This window comes from Acinetobacter sp. Res13-Abat-PEC15-P4-01 (assembly GCF_015676285.1).
Taxonomy (GTDB): Bacteria; Pseudomonadota; Gammaproteobacteria; order Pseudomonadales; family Moraxellaceae; genus Acinetobacter; species Acinetobacter nematophilus.
Window position 1 is genome coordinate 340085 of the sequence record NZ_JADAIN010000020.1, and the last position, 16286, is coordinate 356370.

The window sequence follows — 16286 nt, forward strand, 5'->3', positions numbered from 1 at the left end:
ATATGAAAGGGTTCTTGTTGTTTGAACAGCATAGCAGTGTTTAAAAAACAACATATTTATGTTTTTCGATCCAGGTATTTTAAATAAAATAATTAAAAACAATTACTTATGATGTTGGCATGAGTTATGCAATTTTCTACTCAATATTTATTTTTAACTTAAATGATTATGAGTGAAAGAGTATTTAACCCCCGCAAGCGAGCTTTGCTATTTGAGCAATTGGCTGTACCACAGGCGACTGGTACAGTTGACCCTTTTCAGCAGAGTCCGTCAGCAGATTATATCCAGCCACCTTCACCGAAGTTAAATAAGTTAGCCACTGCTTTAATTACTGTTGCGGTAGCACACTTCGGAATTTGGTTTTTAGCAAAACAACTACCTACATCTGCTTTGGATATTAAAAAGCCAACCCCTGTTGTGATTGAAATAGTCAAACCTATCGAACCACCCAAGATTATTGAGCCCAAAATTCCACCTGTAACACAGAAACCCAAGATCCCACCCGTTACGGAAAAACCTAAACCCGTTGAGCAACCTAAAGCTGTAGCAAACAAACAAGCGCAACCCAAACCAGTCCAAAAAGCAGTCGAGCAATCTAAACCAACTGAAAAACCTATAGAAAAAACCTCAACACAGCCAGCCGCAGAACCAACAGAAACGAAAAATACCACAGCCGAGCCTAAAGCTGCCGAGGCGGTCAATAAGCCATCTGATGAGAATTTACCTGTTACAGATGCAAAAGGCTATGCCGGATATTTGAGTAATCCAGCACCTACATATCCTGAACAGGCTTTAGAACGGGGGTGGGAAGGTTCTGTATTGCTTCGAGTTAAAGTTTCAGCAAATGGCAGTCCAGAAACCGTCACTGTAAAGCAGAGTAGCGGAAGAAATGTTTTAGACAATGCGGCTTTAAAAACCGTAAAGGGTTGGAAATTCTCCCCAGCATTAAAAGGCAAAACACCTGTCGAAGGATGGGTAGATGTACCACTACATTTTAAATTACCGAAATAGATTTTATATTAAACAGGAACGATCATGACAGATATTAATTCTCTAATTCACGATGCAACAATATGGTTACTGGTGGCATTTTCAATTGTCACTTGGGTACTTATCGTGGTGAAAGCCTTTCAAGCCCATAAAGCCAATAAACAAAGCAAAGCCTTTGTAGAAGAATTTTGGACAGCAAAAAGTTTGACTGATGCACTTTCAAAGTCCGAAACGGGAGAAGGTCCAACAGCACGGATCGCCAATGTCGGCTTTAAAACGCTGATCGAAGCAGATGATAGAACCCATCAAGATTTACAGCAAACATGGAGTCGTCAGGATTTATTAGAACGCCACTTACGTAAACAGATCCTCAGTGAACGACGTCAACTTGAAAAAGGCTCAGCGGTGTTGGCTTCAATTGGGAACAATGCACCATTTATTGGTTTATTCGGTACGGTATTTGGGATCATTCATGCTTTGCAAGCGATTGCTAAATCTGGCAATGCCAGTATGGACATCGTTGCAGGACCGATTGGAGAGGCACTCGTAGCAACGGGGATCGGTATTGCTGTTGCCGTGCCTGCTGTGCTTGCATACAACTTCTTTGTACGTAAAGTAAAATCAATTGGTGCTGATCTAGATGATTTTGCTACGGATTTTGTAAGTTTAAATCAAAAAGCCGGATTTCAGTTAACTCCAACTAAGGTAAAAGCAGCAACAACGGCGATAAGTAAAGACACTCAATCAAACGAAGTGAATGAGAAAGGAGCGTATGCATAATGGCGATTTCAACTTCTCAAGAGGATGATGTAGTCAGTGAGATCAATATCACACCCTTAGTTGATGTTATGTTGGTTTTATTGATTGTCTTCATTGTTACAGCACCGTTGTTGACCAATTCGGTAAAAGTGAACCTACCCAAAGCGGCGCCGACGCAAGCGACAGATCAAAATAAAGCGGTCGTGATTAGTATTAATCCAGCAGGAGAAATCTTCTTGGATAAAGACAGGGTATCGCTGACAAATTTTGAAAAAGAAATTCAAAACCGCAAGCATGCCAATAGCCAACTTGCATTGAATTTGAATGCTGATGAGGCTGTGCCTTATGGCACTGTGGCTAAATTATTGGCAAGTATTGAGCGGGTCGGTGTAGATAAACTTTCTGTGGTTACTGTTCCTGGTCATTGATTCCTGTTGATTTAAAAGTGAAAGCTACGAATATCATTGTTCGTAGCTTTTTTGCGTGATCTATGTTGATCATACCTGGTTTTTTACAACACTTTTTCCCATGCATGGCGCCTGGAAAGCTGTACTCTAAGTCCTGATTGAAATTAAAGGGTTGTACATTCAAGAAACATCAAATTATATGATGGCATTTTGTTGAAACCCATAAACAAACCTCGCTTGTATTGAGCGAATGATCAAGATAAGCGAGGATATTTTCAAGCATTGAATAATTCTAGGTCGCTTAAGCTTTCCATAACTTTTCAAAGCGCCAAGTTGAAAATTGAGTGTGTTCGGGTTGAAGTCCACCCATCTGTTTTGAGGCTGCATCAATCACAGTGCTAAATCCCCAAATCAGCATACCGCCACGTTGATATTGAATTTGCTGGGCTTGTTGCAGATATCGCTTACGTTTTTGCAAATCGGGTTCAGCCAAACCCTTAAAAAATAACTGACTATATTCAGCATCATTAAAATTAACTTTGCCCGTAGTTGAAATCGGACCGTCATTGACGACAGCTGTCGATAAATAGGGTGTACCTACATTGGTCGTATTGGTCGAAATTTGCCATGTCGAGCGTTGTGGTCCATTAAATGTGGCGAGATCGACCTGTTTAACGATAATTTTAACATTTGCAGCTTTTGCTTGTTCAGCAAAAATCAAGGCTGATTGGCTGGCTGCTCCTGCTGTGGTCACCAGTTCGATTTGTAAACCATCGGCATAACCCGCTTCTGCAAGCAGTTTCTTTGCTTCAGAGATGTTTTGTTGGCGTTGCGGCACAGCTGATAAAAATGTTGGATCTTGTGGTGCGTATAAATCATTGGCTATGCGTCCCTCACCATTCAAAGCACGTTTGACTAACTCTTCTCGATTTGCAATTAAACGAAAAGCCTGTCTGACTTTAACTTGATTAAACGGCGCAACTTGAGTATTAAAGTCAAAACCATTATTGATATAGCTTTGTGAGCGGATGGTTTGAATATGTTTTGCACTTTCTAAAATTTTAACATATTCGGGAGAAATTGAATTTGCATAATCAATCTGTCCAGCCAACAATGCATTCAAACGAGAAATTTGATCCTTGAAATCAATGATTTCTAAGTGATCTGCGTAAGGCTCATTGGCTTTGAAGTAGTTTTCAAAACGCGTAAATACTGAACGTTGACCTGGAATAAATTCCTTGACTTTGAATGGTCCTGCACCGATAGGATTTGTGACAGGATCAAAGTCAGTAGGCACAATACCGCCAAAATTAACCCATGTTTCAGGTAAAGCAACAAAGCCGGGAATGTTTGAGTTAAATCTAATCCGAACCGTATAGTCATCCAACTTTTTAACTTCGCTTCGGTCAATCCATTGTACCAACGAGCGGAAAGGGGATGCGAGTTTAGGATCACTTAAACGCAAGATTGAGAAAATAACATCTTCACTGCGTATACTTTTACCGTGATGAAACTCCAACCCTTTTTTTAAACGAATTGTCCATTCACTGGCATTGGCATTCGGCTCTGCAAACTCAGCCAATGCCAAACGCGGGAGCATATTTTCATCCCACTCCCATAATTTACTATATACGGCAAAGCCACGGATAATACTACTTCCAACTGGTGAAAGATGAGGATCGAGGTTGCCTGACTGTTGCCCACCAATAACGCCCATGCGAATCGTTCCACCATGTTGGGGTTTGGATAGGGTGTTTTGTCCGTCAGACCGATGCTGCTCGGAACTTTTACTCTCACAGCCTGCAAATTGGCTGAATAAGCTTACACTTCCCAGACCTGCGAGGCTGTTGATCAAAAACTTTCTTCTAGATATTAATCCTTGTTGATTCGACATTGCTTCACTCTTTTGCAATTATTTGAATAGAGGTAGCACAACTGATGCCAAGTCTGTTTTTAACTTTTTTCTTTGGAATTTATGAACTTAAAATTTTATTTGAAAATCGGCTTGTTTTATTTTCAACACAATTGTCTGAAAAGCAAATCGAAGGATAACCCATATATTTTTATCTATTAAGGAAAAATATTTTAAATCATGTAATTAGATGTTGCTTTTGTCGAAATAGAAGATTGGCATATGCTTTGCCTAATCTACCTCATATCAAATGAATAGAGTAGATTATGAGACATCACTTTAAATTGAACCCACTGGTAGTTGCATTGGGGATATTGGGGACACTCACCGCACCGGCTTATGCACATGATGTTGAGCAAAACCCGAATTCAAACCCAGACTCAAATCACGATCAGATTCAAGAACAAACGGATCAAAATGCAGATGTGATTCGGCTTGGAGATATTGTTGTAAGTGCAGAGAATAAGAAAAAAAGGCTATTTGCATTATATGGTTGAAATTAGTTCTTCATCCAAATCTTCATCACCGCCATACAATTCAACCAAGGTTGGAATATAAGCGCCATATTCCAACTTAGTTTTCTCTTGCTTGGTTGGAAATGCAGTTAAACCCTCATAACCTTCGGTTGATTTTAATGAAGATGATGGAGTCTTTAAAGTTGTAATAGATCGAGCCACTTTGTTATATAACATTTTTGCTCGAAGCACCTCAAAGGTATATCCTCGTCCCATTCGATTTGCGACCCTTGTAATACCATTATGCCCCTCAGTATAAGCATTGGTAATTCTTATTGGCGCATCCCAATAGGTGAATATATCCTCAAAGTTATTATTCACAGTTTTAGCAACGTCACGGAAAGACTTTAAATATTTGGGAATACTGCTTTCCCATTCATGAAACCTTTGTATGGCATCGTCTTTGGTTGTTGCTTCATAAATATTATAAAACTGCTCTTTGAGGTCATAAGCTTCCTTAAATTCAGGATGCCATTTTTCTAAATTTCCTAAAATTCTTTGTTGATCTTCGGTCAATGAATTTGGCCGTCTAAGCAGTATCCACCGTAAATGTTTTTTCATATTCAGTCGGGCATCACGGTCTAAACTACTTTGTAAAGCTTTACGTTCAGTGTCTAAAGCTTCACTTGCCATTCTCACTACATGAAACTTATCAATAACCAACTTGGCATTTGGTAGGTGCAGACGAAATGACTTTTTGAAGGGTCGCCACATATCACTACAAATCCATTCTACTTTTTCTGCATCAGGCAGTTTGGCGAAGTATGGTATCAATGTATCTTGAGTTCTTTCAGGCAACATATCATATAAGCTGTTCATAGCAAGGTTGGTGATGACACAGCGATATGTTCCCATCAATTTAAGTTCATCAATACCCATAATCGTTGGAGTTTCAAACTTAATATCTCGTTCTAATTCCTCCACGAAATCGAGCGTAATGTTTTTAATGGTGTTCACGACTACACCCGTATCTTCGGCAAGCTGTGTAAAAGTTCGATCTAAGCAACGCTTGCGTACTTGCTGAATCAGCCGATGGGTCGCTCTGCGTTTTTCATCTAAGAAGCTGAGTTGAGGGGTTATCATGCTTTTGCATTCAGAACAGCGATAGCGTGTTCGTATCACCTCAATTTTTACTGGTTGCATCTGCAAGGGGGTATCAGCAAAATGATTGATACGCTGACCGTGCTTATATAAGCGTCCACCGCATTCAGGGCATGTTTGCAAATGCTCACCGCTTGGCTGTACGGTAATCATAATACAGCCATCTTCATTACGGTAATCTATCGGCTGTACACCTTCCAGTTGCAGAATATCAATCATTCCAATACTCCGTTATGTTAGACGATGCACATCAATGGTTTCACCATCTTTAAGCAATTTATACAGCACCTTGATCACATTCTGCATCGCTTGTGCATCGGTCTTGAGCAACAATGCTGATAAGTCTTGATGTGAGGTCAGTGCTTGAATAATTGCGCCTTTCGTTGCCGATGGCAAATTACCTTGCAAGGCTGTGGATTCAGGATTATTTTCAATCTGAGCCATAACTACATCGTTATTTCGTAGAATGGTTACTAAATGATTGATGTACACCACCTGTTCTTCACGGGTAGAAATATCCCCAAAGGTCTGTGCAATCAGCTCGATCACTTCTTTGAGATAAGTCATTTTGTTTGGCTGTAAGTCACCGTTCGCTGTGCCTTGGATGGGGGCTAATGGTTGAGGTTCATCCGCTTCGGGATGATCGGTATCATCGGTTTTAAGTTTCTTTTTAAAGATGCCAAAGCCAGTCAGTACCAAGCCTGAAATATCAATTTCTTTAGCAGACATACCATTTAATCGTTTGGATAAGAGCTTGGTAAATGCCGAGAAGTTTTCAAGTTCAGGATCGCCAAAGTCAATAAGCTGTGCCACATAGGAATAAATACGGCTAAACTTATCCAAATTGCCCTTAAAGCGCATCAAGGTTTGTAATTCTACGTCTAACTGCTTGCGCTCAAATTCCGCTTTTTCTGCGCCTTCATCATTGCCGTCTGCTTTGGCTTGATCAAATGCGGTTTCCTGTAGCTCAATCGCCTGTTTGAGCATTTTCAGTTTTTGGTTAAACAGGCGGGCGACACGATCGGTTGCTTTAAACAGGTCGGGATGTGTGGTTTCTTTGAAATCATGATTACTAATATCGCGGATAGTTTTAAAACGAGCTGCTTTAAACTCCTCCAAATCATCTTCGGTAATCAGATCAAGTTCTTCAATATTGTCTTTGATGGTATAAACCACATTCGGGTCTTGTACATCCACCATTGTTGCCCCGTTATCGTACTTTTTGAAGCACTTTAAAATCCATTCAGGGTCATTTACAAAGTCAATTACAAAGGTTTGATCTTTGCCAGTGGTGGTACGATTTAAGCGTGACAAGGTTTGTACCACTTCAACCTCATTGGCAATGACTTTATCAAGATACATGGCGCAGAGTTTGGGTTGGTCAAAACCTGTTTGGAATTTATTCGCCACTACCATTAAACGATATTCAGGGCGGTCAAATGCGATGCGTAAATCAGAATTAGGTGCATCGGCATTCATATTGGCTTCGGTAAATTCAGCATCTTCACCAACTTGAAATAGCGCCCCGTTTTCGGTATCACCATCTGCTTCATGGCTAATCTGTTTGCCCGTGAGCTTACCCGAAAATGCCACCAAGACACGGTAGGCACTGTATTCAGGGTTATCTTCAATATATTTTTCCAAGGCAATTTTATAACGTGCTGCCGCAGGGCGTGAACTGGTCACGATCATGGCTTTGGCTTGACCATTAAGCAAATTGGCAACATTGTGGTGAAAGTGTTGAATAATAAACTGCACCTTTTGCGTGACATTGGTCGCGTGTAAAGCCATCCAACGGGCTAAGGCTTTCTTGGCTGCTTTAGAATTGACCCGTTTATCATCGTCAACAGCTTCACCGCCGAGTTTAAAAGCTGTTTTATAAGGCACGTAGCCTCGCAGTACATCTAAAATAAAGCCTTCTTCAATGGCTTGACGTTGCGGATATAGATGGAAGGATTCAGGCAAGTTATCATCACTGGCAGGCTCACCATTTTTAGTGCGCCCAAACAGCATTTTAGTCGAGTGTTTTGGAGTTGCAGTAAAGGCAAAGTGACTGATGTTTTTGGACTGTACACGCGCTTTTTGAATCTGCTCAAGCAGTTCCTCAACAGTCAGGTTAGCCATTGCTTCACCCGACTGCAATGCCAATGTCGCTTGCAGTTTAGATGCTGTTGAGCCTGTTTGCGAGGTATGTGCTTCATCAATCACAATACCGTAGTTACGGTCGCTTAAACTGGTATTGGTCAGAATCGCTTCCATCACATGCGGGAAAGTCTGAATGGTCACAATAATGATCTGTTTATTGGACAACAGTGCATCTTCAAGCTGTTTGCTTTTCGATTTGCCTGCATGTTCTTTGTCATCACGGTTAATTGCAGCAATTAAGCCTTTCTGATGATCTAATTGTTGAATCGCTTCCTGTAACTGGTCATCCAGTACCGTTCTGTCTGTCACCACAATGACGGAGTTATAAAACGGTGTACCGTCATTGTGACGCAAACGCACCAGTGAATGACACACCCAAGAGATTGTCGATGTTTTGCCTGAGCCTGCACTGTGTTCACACAGATAATTCAGTCCTACGCCTTTTTCTTGCACATCGGCAATGATTTTATTCACCGCATCAAACTGATGATAACGCGGGAAGATCAAGCGTTCCTGTACCGTCCAATTACCATATAGATCGACTTTGTTTTTCTTTTCTACATAGACAAAATTATGGAAAATTTTCAGCCAATTATCACGTTGGCAGACATAATCCCAAAAATACGCCACTGGATAATCCTCACCTTTGGCTGCATCCGCAGGGGGATTGCCTGCATGTCCCTGATTACCTTTGTTAAACGGCAAGAAATAGGTGCTTTCACCATCTAAAGCGGTGGTCATGGCAATTTCAGATTCAGACAAGGCAAAATGCACAATTGCACCACGCTTGGGTGTCAGCAATGGCTCTTTACGTCTTGTTTTAGGGTCTATCGGCTTACGGTCATTTTTATACTGCTCAATGGCATCTTCTAAAGACTGGTTAAACTCAGTCTTAATTTCCACCGTTGCCATTGGCAAGCCATTAATAAAGAACACAAGGTCCAAAATCCCTGCATCTTTGGATGGATGATATTTGAGTTGTGGGACAACACGTAGAATATTGGCGTTATAGCGGTCAATGACGGCTTGATTGCGTCCATCTTCGGGTGCGCTTTCACTGAGGTCGATTGTGCCTGCGCCCGCCATGCTAAAGCCATTACGAAAGATATGGATTGTGCCTTTCTTATTCAGTTCATCATCCAAGCGGTCGATGATGCGTTTTTCGGTATTACTACCATTTAGTGCTTGCAGTTTTTCCCACTTTTCAGGCTGTGTCACTTGAATCCATGTGATTAAATCTTCGGGATAGAGTGCATATTCGGTATGATAATTTTTACTTTGCCCAACCACCCAACCTTGCGCTTGCAGTTTTTGCACAATATAGGCTTCTAAGTGGCTTTCGTAATGGGCTTTGTCTGCCAAAATATTCATGCGATTCCCCTAATTTTTAATTCTGTTGTAATGCGTGTTGCCAAAACGGGGCTTGATGCCATAACTCAGGCATTCCCATATTGGCTTTAGATAGTGTTTGCTAAAAAATTCATGCGCCAAACTCCCTTACGTCAATTTTGCCTGTAACTGCATGAGAGATAATCGAAGCTCGGTATTCTTTGAGTTTGTCGATAAGTTGATTTTGCTTTTCAATAAGAGTATCTATTTTAGAGTTTTCTATCTCTAGGTGATTAACAATCCCTTGTTGTTCGACTAATGGTGGAAGAACTACATCAACAATTCCTATTAGATCAGAGCTAATATTAGGAAAATTATCAGTTAGACCCACTCCTAGCATACGAATATTAGTTTGAAATCCATGACTAGAAACTAGGTAAAACACAAATTGCTTTATTGCGTAAGATGTTATATCAAGTCTACCTACACGTTGATTAATTAGAGCAAAACTTAACTCTTTAGGTAAAAGACCAACTTTCCCTAAACTTGCACCCGTCATGCAAAATATCAAATCCCCTGTATAAGCAGAGAATTGATTAAAAACTTTTTTAGTACAGCTATTAACATAGACAATTTTATCAGTTGAAATAGATTTATCTTGAATATTTGAAATTCGAATTACTGGATAATTACCTTCTTCAAAAAAATCATCACTTGAAAATGCAAATCCACCTTTACACCAAAATAATCTTTTGGATTTCACCACTTCCCAATGCTTAGGCACTTCCCCCAACCATTCCACACCACTGTCTTTCATCGGTGCATTAGGGTTTAAACCTTTGGTCACGGCATGAGAAATAATCGACTTACGCTGTTCTTCCAAAAGCTCAATTAACTTTTCTTGCTTGGCAATAAGGGTGTCAATTCGGGCAGTTTCGGTGTCGAGAAATGAAACAATGCGTTTTTGTTCATCTTTATTTGGTAAAACAACAGGCATTTTATTTAATTCGTCCATCTTTAAAGATTGACGCATACCTTCGCCCATCGAATAAAATACTTTCTGTAAGTCGTAAGCACGAAACAAATAATTATAAAAATCTGCATTCTGTTTGGTTTTGACGGCAATATATGCAGACGTAATAATTCCGTGATACTTTGAGATAGCACTTCTTAAACTACGTTTATCATTTTGCAAATCCGTAAAGCGGAAAACAATATTATTTGGTTCAATAATTTGATAAGTTTCAAAGGATTCAGGCAATAAACCTTTATTGTCATCAATATTCTTTTCTTTAATATTTCCATAACTTAAAGACAAAACATTAGTTTCTTTTAAGCCAATATTTTTCTTTTTGTTTTCATCAAAAAGATAACCAAACCTTTTTAAATTCCAATGTTCAGGTACATCACCTAACCATTCCACACCACTTTTTTTATAACTTGGGTATTGTTTAAATTCCATTTTTAAACCTCCCCAAGCAATTTTGCGACTTCGGCAGACAACTCTTTGATCTCCGCCATAATTTCATTTGGGTGGCGTGGCTGCTCGAATACATAGAAATAACGGTTAAAGTTAATTTCATAACCCACTACACCTACTTGACCATCTTTGGCATCAGTATAACTGGTATCAATTACCGCATCAGGCGCATGAGGAAGTACCTCTTTTGCCATATAGTCCTCAATATTTTGATTTAAAGGAATATTTTCATAGTCGGTGAGGTCACTGTCGATTTGTACTTCACCATTAATTTCAACGGCTTCGGCATCAGGATTTTGCACACCAAACGCAGCGATCAAAGCATTCTTTAAGCCCTTACTGACTTTGCTGAGTGGTAGATTTTTCAGGAATGTATTCTCAAACCAAGCATAGTCTTTGCTGTCACCAAACTGCTGCTCAATATAAGCTGATACCGCATTTTGGTCGCTGTCTGATAACTTGCCAAACTCTTTCGATGCTTTAAACGATTCCAGTTTTTCCGCATCAAATTGAAGATCAATCCGTAGAGGGCGCAAGACTTTGACTCTGCGATAGCCAAAGTCAGTATAGTCAAAGATTTTACTAACCAAACTTTCTTCAAAATCTGCATAAATACGGCTAATTTCATCAATCGAATTTTGGTCAATAAACTTGCGCTTGTTGCCCTCATTCTTGCGCATAGATGAACCCATGCCTGTAGCATCAATGAGCTGTACTTTGCCTTTGCGCTGTTCAGGTTTACGGTTTGAGATTAACCAAATATATGTACCAATACCTGTACGGAAGAAAATATCAGTCGGCAATGCCACAATTGCTTCGAGATAATCATTTTCTAAAATGAATCGTCTAATTTCCGACTCGCCTGAGCCTGCACCACCGTTAAACAATGGTGAACCTGATAGCACAATCGCACCACGACCACCACCATTTTCAGGCAGTTCTAGTTTGGAAATTAGATTTTGTAAAAAAAGCATTGAGCCATCACTGGCTTTAGGCAAGCCCGCACCAAAACGACCACTTAAACCCTTTTCTTTATGCTCTAACTGTACGGCTTTGGCATCGTTTGCCCAAGACAGTCCAAAAGGCGGATTGGAACATTGGTAATGAAAACGCTGATCTAAAAAATGATCTTTGCTTAATGTACTGCCTAATTTGATATTTTTGGAAAGATCACGACTTGGGTCAGATTCTAATTTTTTGAGTAACATTGCACCCAATGCGACAGCATGAGTTTCTTCTATCAACTCTTGACCATAAGGCACAAGTACAGGAGCAACACTATATCGGTCTTTATAGCCTTCTACATAGTTCATCATGTCGGTTAAAAAACCCGATGTACCGCAGGTTTGATCGTAGATGGTGCGAATTAAACCGTTCTTTTGTTCAAACAGCTCATTATCAGGCTCAAGCAATAAAGTTGCTGCTAAATGCACAATATCACGCGGAGTCATGAAGTCCTCAGACCCCGTACCGACTTCTGCACCAAACTTCGCAATTAAATGTTCATAGACATTACTCATGGTACGGTCAGGCACAACATTCGGATGTAAGTCGATGGCAGCGAAATTATTGCAAATACGCAGTAATAGATTGGCTTTGGCTAATTTATTAATTGTTGTATTGAAATCAAATTGTTCAAAGATGACACGTACATTTTCAGAGAAATTGGCGATGTAATCTTCAAGATTAGCTTTAGTTTTTGTACCACCTAAATTAGAAAGATTATAGGTGGATTTGTTATAAAACGGATTTGTACTGACATTAGTTAGAATGTCATCAATGGCTAAACCTTGATCTTTAAATTGCGTATAAGTGTTGAGAACCGCTTCTTTCGTTGGCTCAAGTACACATTCCAAACGTCTTAAAATCGTAAAAGGTAAAATCACCTTGGCGAAATCTATATGCTGAAAGCCACCTCCACGAAGGTCGTTGGCATTACTCCAAATAAAACTAGCGAGAGTAGATTCGGTATTGTTTGGTGCAGAAGCCATTTTATTTTCAACCTTATTTTGCAATAGTTAAATATTATGCAATAAACGTAGATTTTTCAACCTTGAAATGCAATATTTAAAAATTTCAAATCTGAGTAATTTTTTATTTCAGAATAAAGACTTAATGTTAAAATTTATCACAGGATAATAATTAGGCTTGGTGTGAGATGTCAAATAAGCAAGAAAAAATGACAGCATTTGGACAGTTTCGTATCTTAAAAATTGGAACAAAGTATATTCAAGCTGAACTGATCGGTAGTGTAAAAAATTATCAAGCCAAACTTGTCAAAAATGCCGTGCTATCAGATATAGAAATAGGTGCAACCATTTTTCTGCGAGTAAATGATCAATCTACCCAAAACAGATACGGCACTAAAGTTCAGTTTGAACCAATTGAGCTTTTAACCGACCAAGCTGAAATTGAGAAATACATTTTGGCTGACAGGAAGCGAGTAGCAGAAATTTACATTCAAGCAGCACAAGAAAATTTGGATAAAGGTTGGTATAGCGGTGATGCCATAGATAAGGCACTATTTTTTAGCGCAAGCCATCCAACTTATAAACCAATCAATATTGAGCTACGCCACAGACGACTCAAAAATATCATTCATGCTTGTTGTAATTATCAGCACAAAACAACAGCACACTTCATTCATTTGTGTCGAGCAACTATAGATATGTACAAAGATGAACAACGATTGAGTGATTTGGAATTGAGCCAGTTTGAACAAAGCATCATTAAGATTCAATCCGATTTGAATTTATCAGAAGAAAATGCTCAACAAAAAGCAAATGAATATTTGAGTCAACTAAAAGGATTATTAAAAAGCTAAATTCACTTTCAACCTTATAATGCAAATTTTAAAAATGATTAGCTCAAGTAGTTTCAACCTTAGATTGCAAAATTAGAGTTTGTTAAGTTAAAAATAAGGTGAGATTTATAAAAATCCCACCCTAAAATGCAAATAGCCGAAAAAAAGTATTGTACCCAATCGAAATCTGCGTTCGGTATATGGTACGGATAGTTCAGTGTTAGATACGCCTCGGGTCGTTTCTCAGGTCACAGAACAGCAATTTCGTGAAGATGTCATTCGTAGTGCGGATGATCTTGTCAAATACGCACCGAGTATTACACGGGGTGGGGGACAAAATTCAAATTTTACGCCACAGATACGTGGACAAAATTCTGAAGTATTTCAAGATAACCAACGTATTTATAGTACACGCCATCCAACAAATTTAAATGCCTATGAAGCTGCTGATATTGTTGCAGGACCGACAGGTGTTATTTTTGCGCCCACTTCAGGGTCGGGGGGCTATATCAATTATCTGACCAAAAAGCCGAATTTCAACAAGGCTGAAACGGTAGTATCTGGCGTAATTGGTTCAGTATATGCGGGCAAAAGTGCTGAACCTAATTTCTCTCTCAGTGTTGATCATAGTCAACCCATTCATGAAGATTTAGCATATCGTGTCAGTGCCACAGCGCAAAAATCAAATGATTATTATGACAATGTCAAAAATAACTATAATGCTTTTTTTGGGGCATTGGCTTGGCGTCCCAATGAAGGTCTGCGTGTAGATTGGAACATCAGTTATGATGACTACTATGATTTTAATGTCACGCACGGCTGGAACAGGGCCACTCAAAAAGCAGTGGATCAAGGTCTGTATTATAAAGGCAGAGCAACTCCAATTATTCAAAATGGCTCAAGTTTTTGGTCACCAGTCTTTGAGTCTGGTGCAGCAAACTCTAAAGTTATCGGTTGGCAAGAACGACAGAAGAACAGTAAAAATCAATATATTGCTGTAGGGGATATACACACTACAGCATTGCCCAGTGCCAACTCAGATCAAGCGGGAACAATCCGTGGTTGGGTCTATGATCCAACTATTCCTGGCAATGAATTGGTTAAACTTGATGGCAATGTCTCAGGGCGAAGTGAAGATAAAAACAGTGCGAAACGGTTTAGTACTCAACTTAAAGTCGTAAAAGATATCAATACACAATGGTCTGTTTCCAACAGTACATTATTTCAAAAAAGTCACGATCTTGGAGATTCAGTCGGTAGCTTTTTTACGGATTTAAAACATGATTTGTTTGATCATCGTTTGGAGTTTCTAGGTGATCATAGTTTTGAGCTTTTGGGTTTAAAAATCAATAATAAAAGTAGCACGGGAGGAAGCTATCGATACGAGAAATTCACATCTTTAGCAGCCAATAACAGTTTTAATATCAACCCCTATGATCTGACCAATGATCCCTCACAAAAAAATCCAGGGGATTTACTGGGTCTGGTCAACACTGGACACTCAACGGGAAGCTGGATTGGACAAGTCGGAGTTCCCCAATATTCTCAATATTTTGGTTATTTGAACCTACCGAGAATGTATCCCATTGGACATGGTTTATATGCTGAAAAAGGTGGATTTCCTCCAAATGGTGGAGGTGCGGTGTACACAGGCAATGGGTTTTGGGATACTTTCAGTGTTTTTACACAACAGAACTTTACCTTTAATGATGTTTTCGGAATAAATCTAGGAATAAATCATAGTTCAATAAAAGCGAAACTTGAGAACCCCTTGGTGTTGACGCAAAGTGATGTCCGATCAGATACCAAGAATTATAGTCTGCTAAGTTATCAGATCAGTACTTTTGTCAAACCGACGGATAAAAGTACAATATATTTTACCTATGACAGGAGCACTGCATTAAATACTGGTGTTTTTGGTCCATTTTTAATTTGGGGAGCCGGCAATCAGCTCAATCCCTTGGCTTTTGATAGTCAAAGTGAGTTAAAAGAAGTTGGTGTAAAATACGAGCCTATTGCAGAACAACTTTTTTTGACTTTGAGTGGATTTGAACAAAAACGTGATTTATCACCTGATACCAATGGCAATATGGCGAGATTTGAGATCAAGGGCATTGAAAGTTCTCTGCGTTGGCAATTCAAACCCAATATCGCCATAGGTGGAAACTTTAGCTATTTAGATGCTGAATATTCTTCAATTGTACCTTCAGGTTTTTCGCCCTATGGGTTTTATGCAGATAATGCAACTGTATGGGGTGACAGTAATGCGCTCAACCTACGTACAGCTGGTCGATATGATGCAGCAGGGATACCAAAATATTCTGCCAGTGCATATGTTGACTATCAGCATCAATCGGGTTTTGGCGTGAATCTATCTGGTTGGTGGACAAGTAATTGGTATACGAATTTGAGTCAAACAGTCAAAGTACCCAACAATTACAATTTAGACTTGGGACTCTATTATCGTCAGCCACAATGGACAGTCGGATTGAACGTATTGAACTTAACCAATGAGCGTAATTTCGTTAATGGTTTAGCAGGCGCAAACAGTGAATTTTTACAACCGATGCGTCCTTTGAGTGTTCAGGGGCAGTTTCGCTATCAATTTTAATCATCAAAAAATCAGCACAATATTCACCCTGATTTAGCCATACAGATGTATGGCTTTTTTTCGGTATTTTGTATCGCAACATATACCTGTTGAAATAACAACAGCGACGTAATTTAAATGTCTATCTAACAGCAGTTGATTCTGCTTAAATTTTATTTATATATTTTAATATATTGAAAAATATAACTTTAAAATAGTGGCATGGAAGTTGCCAATAACAATAAGAGATAAGTT

General features: G+C 39.3%; 10 protein-coding genes and 1 pseudogene. 6 read left to right on the top strand and 5 right to left on the bottom strand.

From position 1 onward, the window contains the following. The first annotated feature begins 168 nt into the window (after window positions 1-168). From IMO47_RS08580 to IMO47_RS08590, 3 genes are read left to right on the top strand one after another with little or no spacing between them, the layout of a single operon-like run. Entirely contained in the window at window positions 169-1011 is an 843-nt protein-coding gene (locus tag IMO47_RS08580; RefSeq protein ID WP_196077389.1) for an energy transducer TonB, read from the top strand. A gap of 24 nt (window positions 1012-1035) precedes the next feature. Beyond that, the gene (locus IMO47_RS08585) at window positions 1036-1770 is read left to right on the top strand and encodes a MotA/TolQ/ExbB proton channel family protein (RefSeq protein WP_196077390.1); all 735 of its coding nucleotides are present in this window, start codon (window positions 1036-1038) and stop codon (window positions 1768-1770) included. Next, window positions 1770-2177 carry a biopolymer transporter ExbD gene (locus IMO47_RS08590; RefSeq protein ID WP_196077391.1) on the top strand — a complete coding sequence of 136 codons (408 nt, stop codon included), beginning with the start codon at window positions 1770-1772 and terminating at the stop codon, window positions 2175-2177. Before IMO47_RS08585 ends, IMO47_RS08590 begins: the two co-directional genes overlap by 1 nt. Window positions 2178-2457: 280 nt before the next feature. Here the strand turns inward: IMO47_RS08590 and IMO47_RS08595 are convergent, their stop codons facing one another. Next, window positions 2458-4050 (bottom strand): ABC transporter substrate-binding protein, encoded by a 1593-nt coding sequence (locus IMO47_RS08595; protein WP_196077392.1) that lies wholly within the window; start codon window positions 4048-4050, stop codon window positions 2458-2460. 284 nt (window positions 4051-4334) lie between these two features. On the opposite strand from IMO47_RS08595, the gene IMO47_RS08600 reads away from it, so the two are divergent. Further along, complete coding sequence (locus IMO47_RS08600; RefSeq protein WP_196077393.1) at window positions 4335-4565, top strand: hypothetical protein; 231 nt, start codon at window positions 4335-4337, stop codon at window positions 4563-4565. Here the strand turns inward: IMO47_RS08600 and IMO47_RS08605 are convergent. The 4 genes from IMO47_RS08605 to IMO47_RS08620 form a co-directional block, all read right to left on the bottom strand. Continuing rightward, on the bottom strand, window positions 4554-5903 hold the full coding sequence (locus IMO47_RS08605) for an ISL3 family transposase (RefSeq protein ID WP_196077394.1): 1350 nt from the start codon (window positions 5901-5903) through the stop codon (window positions 4554-4556). The genes IMO47_RS08600 and IMO47_RS08605 overlap by 12 nt on opposite strands. Before the next feature lie 12 nt (window positions 5904-5915). Continuing rightward, window positions 5916-9200, bottom strand: a complete 3285-nt coding sequence (locus IMO47_RS08610; RefSeq protein ID WP_196077395.1) for a type I restriction endonuclease — start codon at window positions 9198-9200, stop codon at window positions 5916-5918. 109 nt (window positions 9201-9309) lie between these two features. Further along, window positions 9310-10620, bottom strand: a complete 1311-nt coding sequence (locus tag IMO47_RS08615; protein ID WP_196077396.1) for a restriction endonuclease subunit S — start codon at window positions 10618-10620, stop codon at window positions 9310-9312. Window positions 10621-10622: 2 nt separating this feature from the next. Then, window positions 10623-12629 (bottom strand): class I SAM-dependent DNA methyltransferase, encoded by a 2007-nt coding sequence (locus IMO47_RS08620; protein WP_196077397.1) that lies wholly within the window; start codon window positions 12627-12629, stop codon window positions 10623-10625. Window positions 12630-12796: 167 nt separating this feature from the next. On the opposite strand from IMO47_RS08620, the gene IMO47_RS08625 reads away from it, so the two are divergent. Both IMO47_RS08625 and IMO47_RS08630 read left to right on the top strand, forming a co-directional pair. Further along, a complete protein-coding gene (locus IMO47_RS08625) occupies window positions 12797-13462 on the top strand; it encodes a hypothetical protein (protein WP_196074745.1) in 666 nt (221 codons plus the stop codon). Window positions 13463-13607: 145 nt separating this feature from the next. Next, window positions 13608-16052: pseudogene (locus IMO47_RS08630) on the top strand (TonB-dependent receptor plug domain-containing protein); the annotation flags it as partial. Window positions 16053-16286 lie beyond the last annotated feature (234 nt).

What these genes read in the sequence shown, in the direction of transcription:
- IMO47_RS08580 (WP_196077389.1), top strand. Translation starts at nt 169, where the DNA reads ATGAGTGAAAGAGTATTTAACCCCCGCAAGCGAGCTTTGCTATTTGAG.
- IMO47_RS08585 (WP_196077390.1), top strand. Translation starts at nt 1,036, where the DNA reads ATGACAGATATTAATTCTCTAATTCACGATGCAACAATATGGTTACTG.
- IMO47_RS08590 (WP_196077391.1), top strand. Translation starts at nt 1,770, where the DNA reads ATGGCGATTTCAACTTCTCAAGAGGATGATGTAGTCAGTGAGATCAAT.
- IMO47_RS08595 (WP_196077392.1), bottom strand. Translation starts at nt 4,050, where the DNA reads ATGTCGAATCAACAAGGATTAATATCTAGAAGAAAGTTTTTGATCAAC.
- IMO47_RS08600 (WP_196077393.1), top strand. Translation starts at nt 4,335, where the DNA reads ATGAGACATCACTTTAAATTGAACCCACTGGTAGTTGCATTGGGGATA.
- IMO47_RS08605 (WP_196077394.1), bottom strand. Translation starts at nt 5,903, where the DNA reads ATGATTGATATTCTGCAACTGGAAGGTGTACAGCCGATAGATTACCGT.
- IMO47_RS08610 (WP_196077395.1), bottom strand. Translation starts at nt 9,200, where the DNA reads ATGAATATTTTGGCAGACAAAGCCCATTACGAAAGCCACTTAGAAGCC.
- IMO47_RS08615 (WP_196077396.1), bottom strand. Translation starts at nt 10,620, where the DNA reads ATGGAATTTAAACAATACCCAAGTTATAAAAAAAGTGGTGTGGAATGG.
- IMO47_RS08620 (WP_196077397.1), bottom strand. Translation starts at nt 12,629, where the DNA reads ATGGCTTCTGCACCAAACAATACCGAATCTACTCTCGCTAGTTTTATT.
- IMO47_RS08625 (WP_196074745.1), top strand. Translation starts at nt 12,797, where the DNA reads ATGTCAAATAAGCAAGAAAAAATGACAGCATTTGGACAGTTTCGTATC.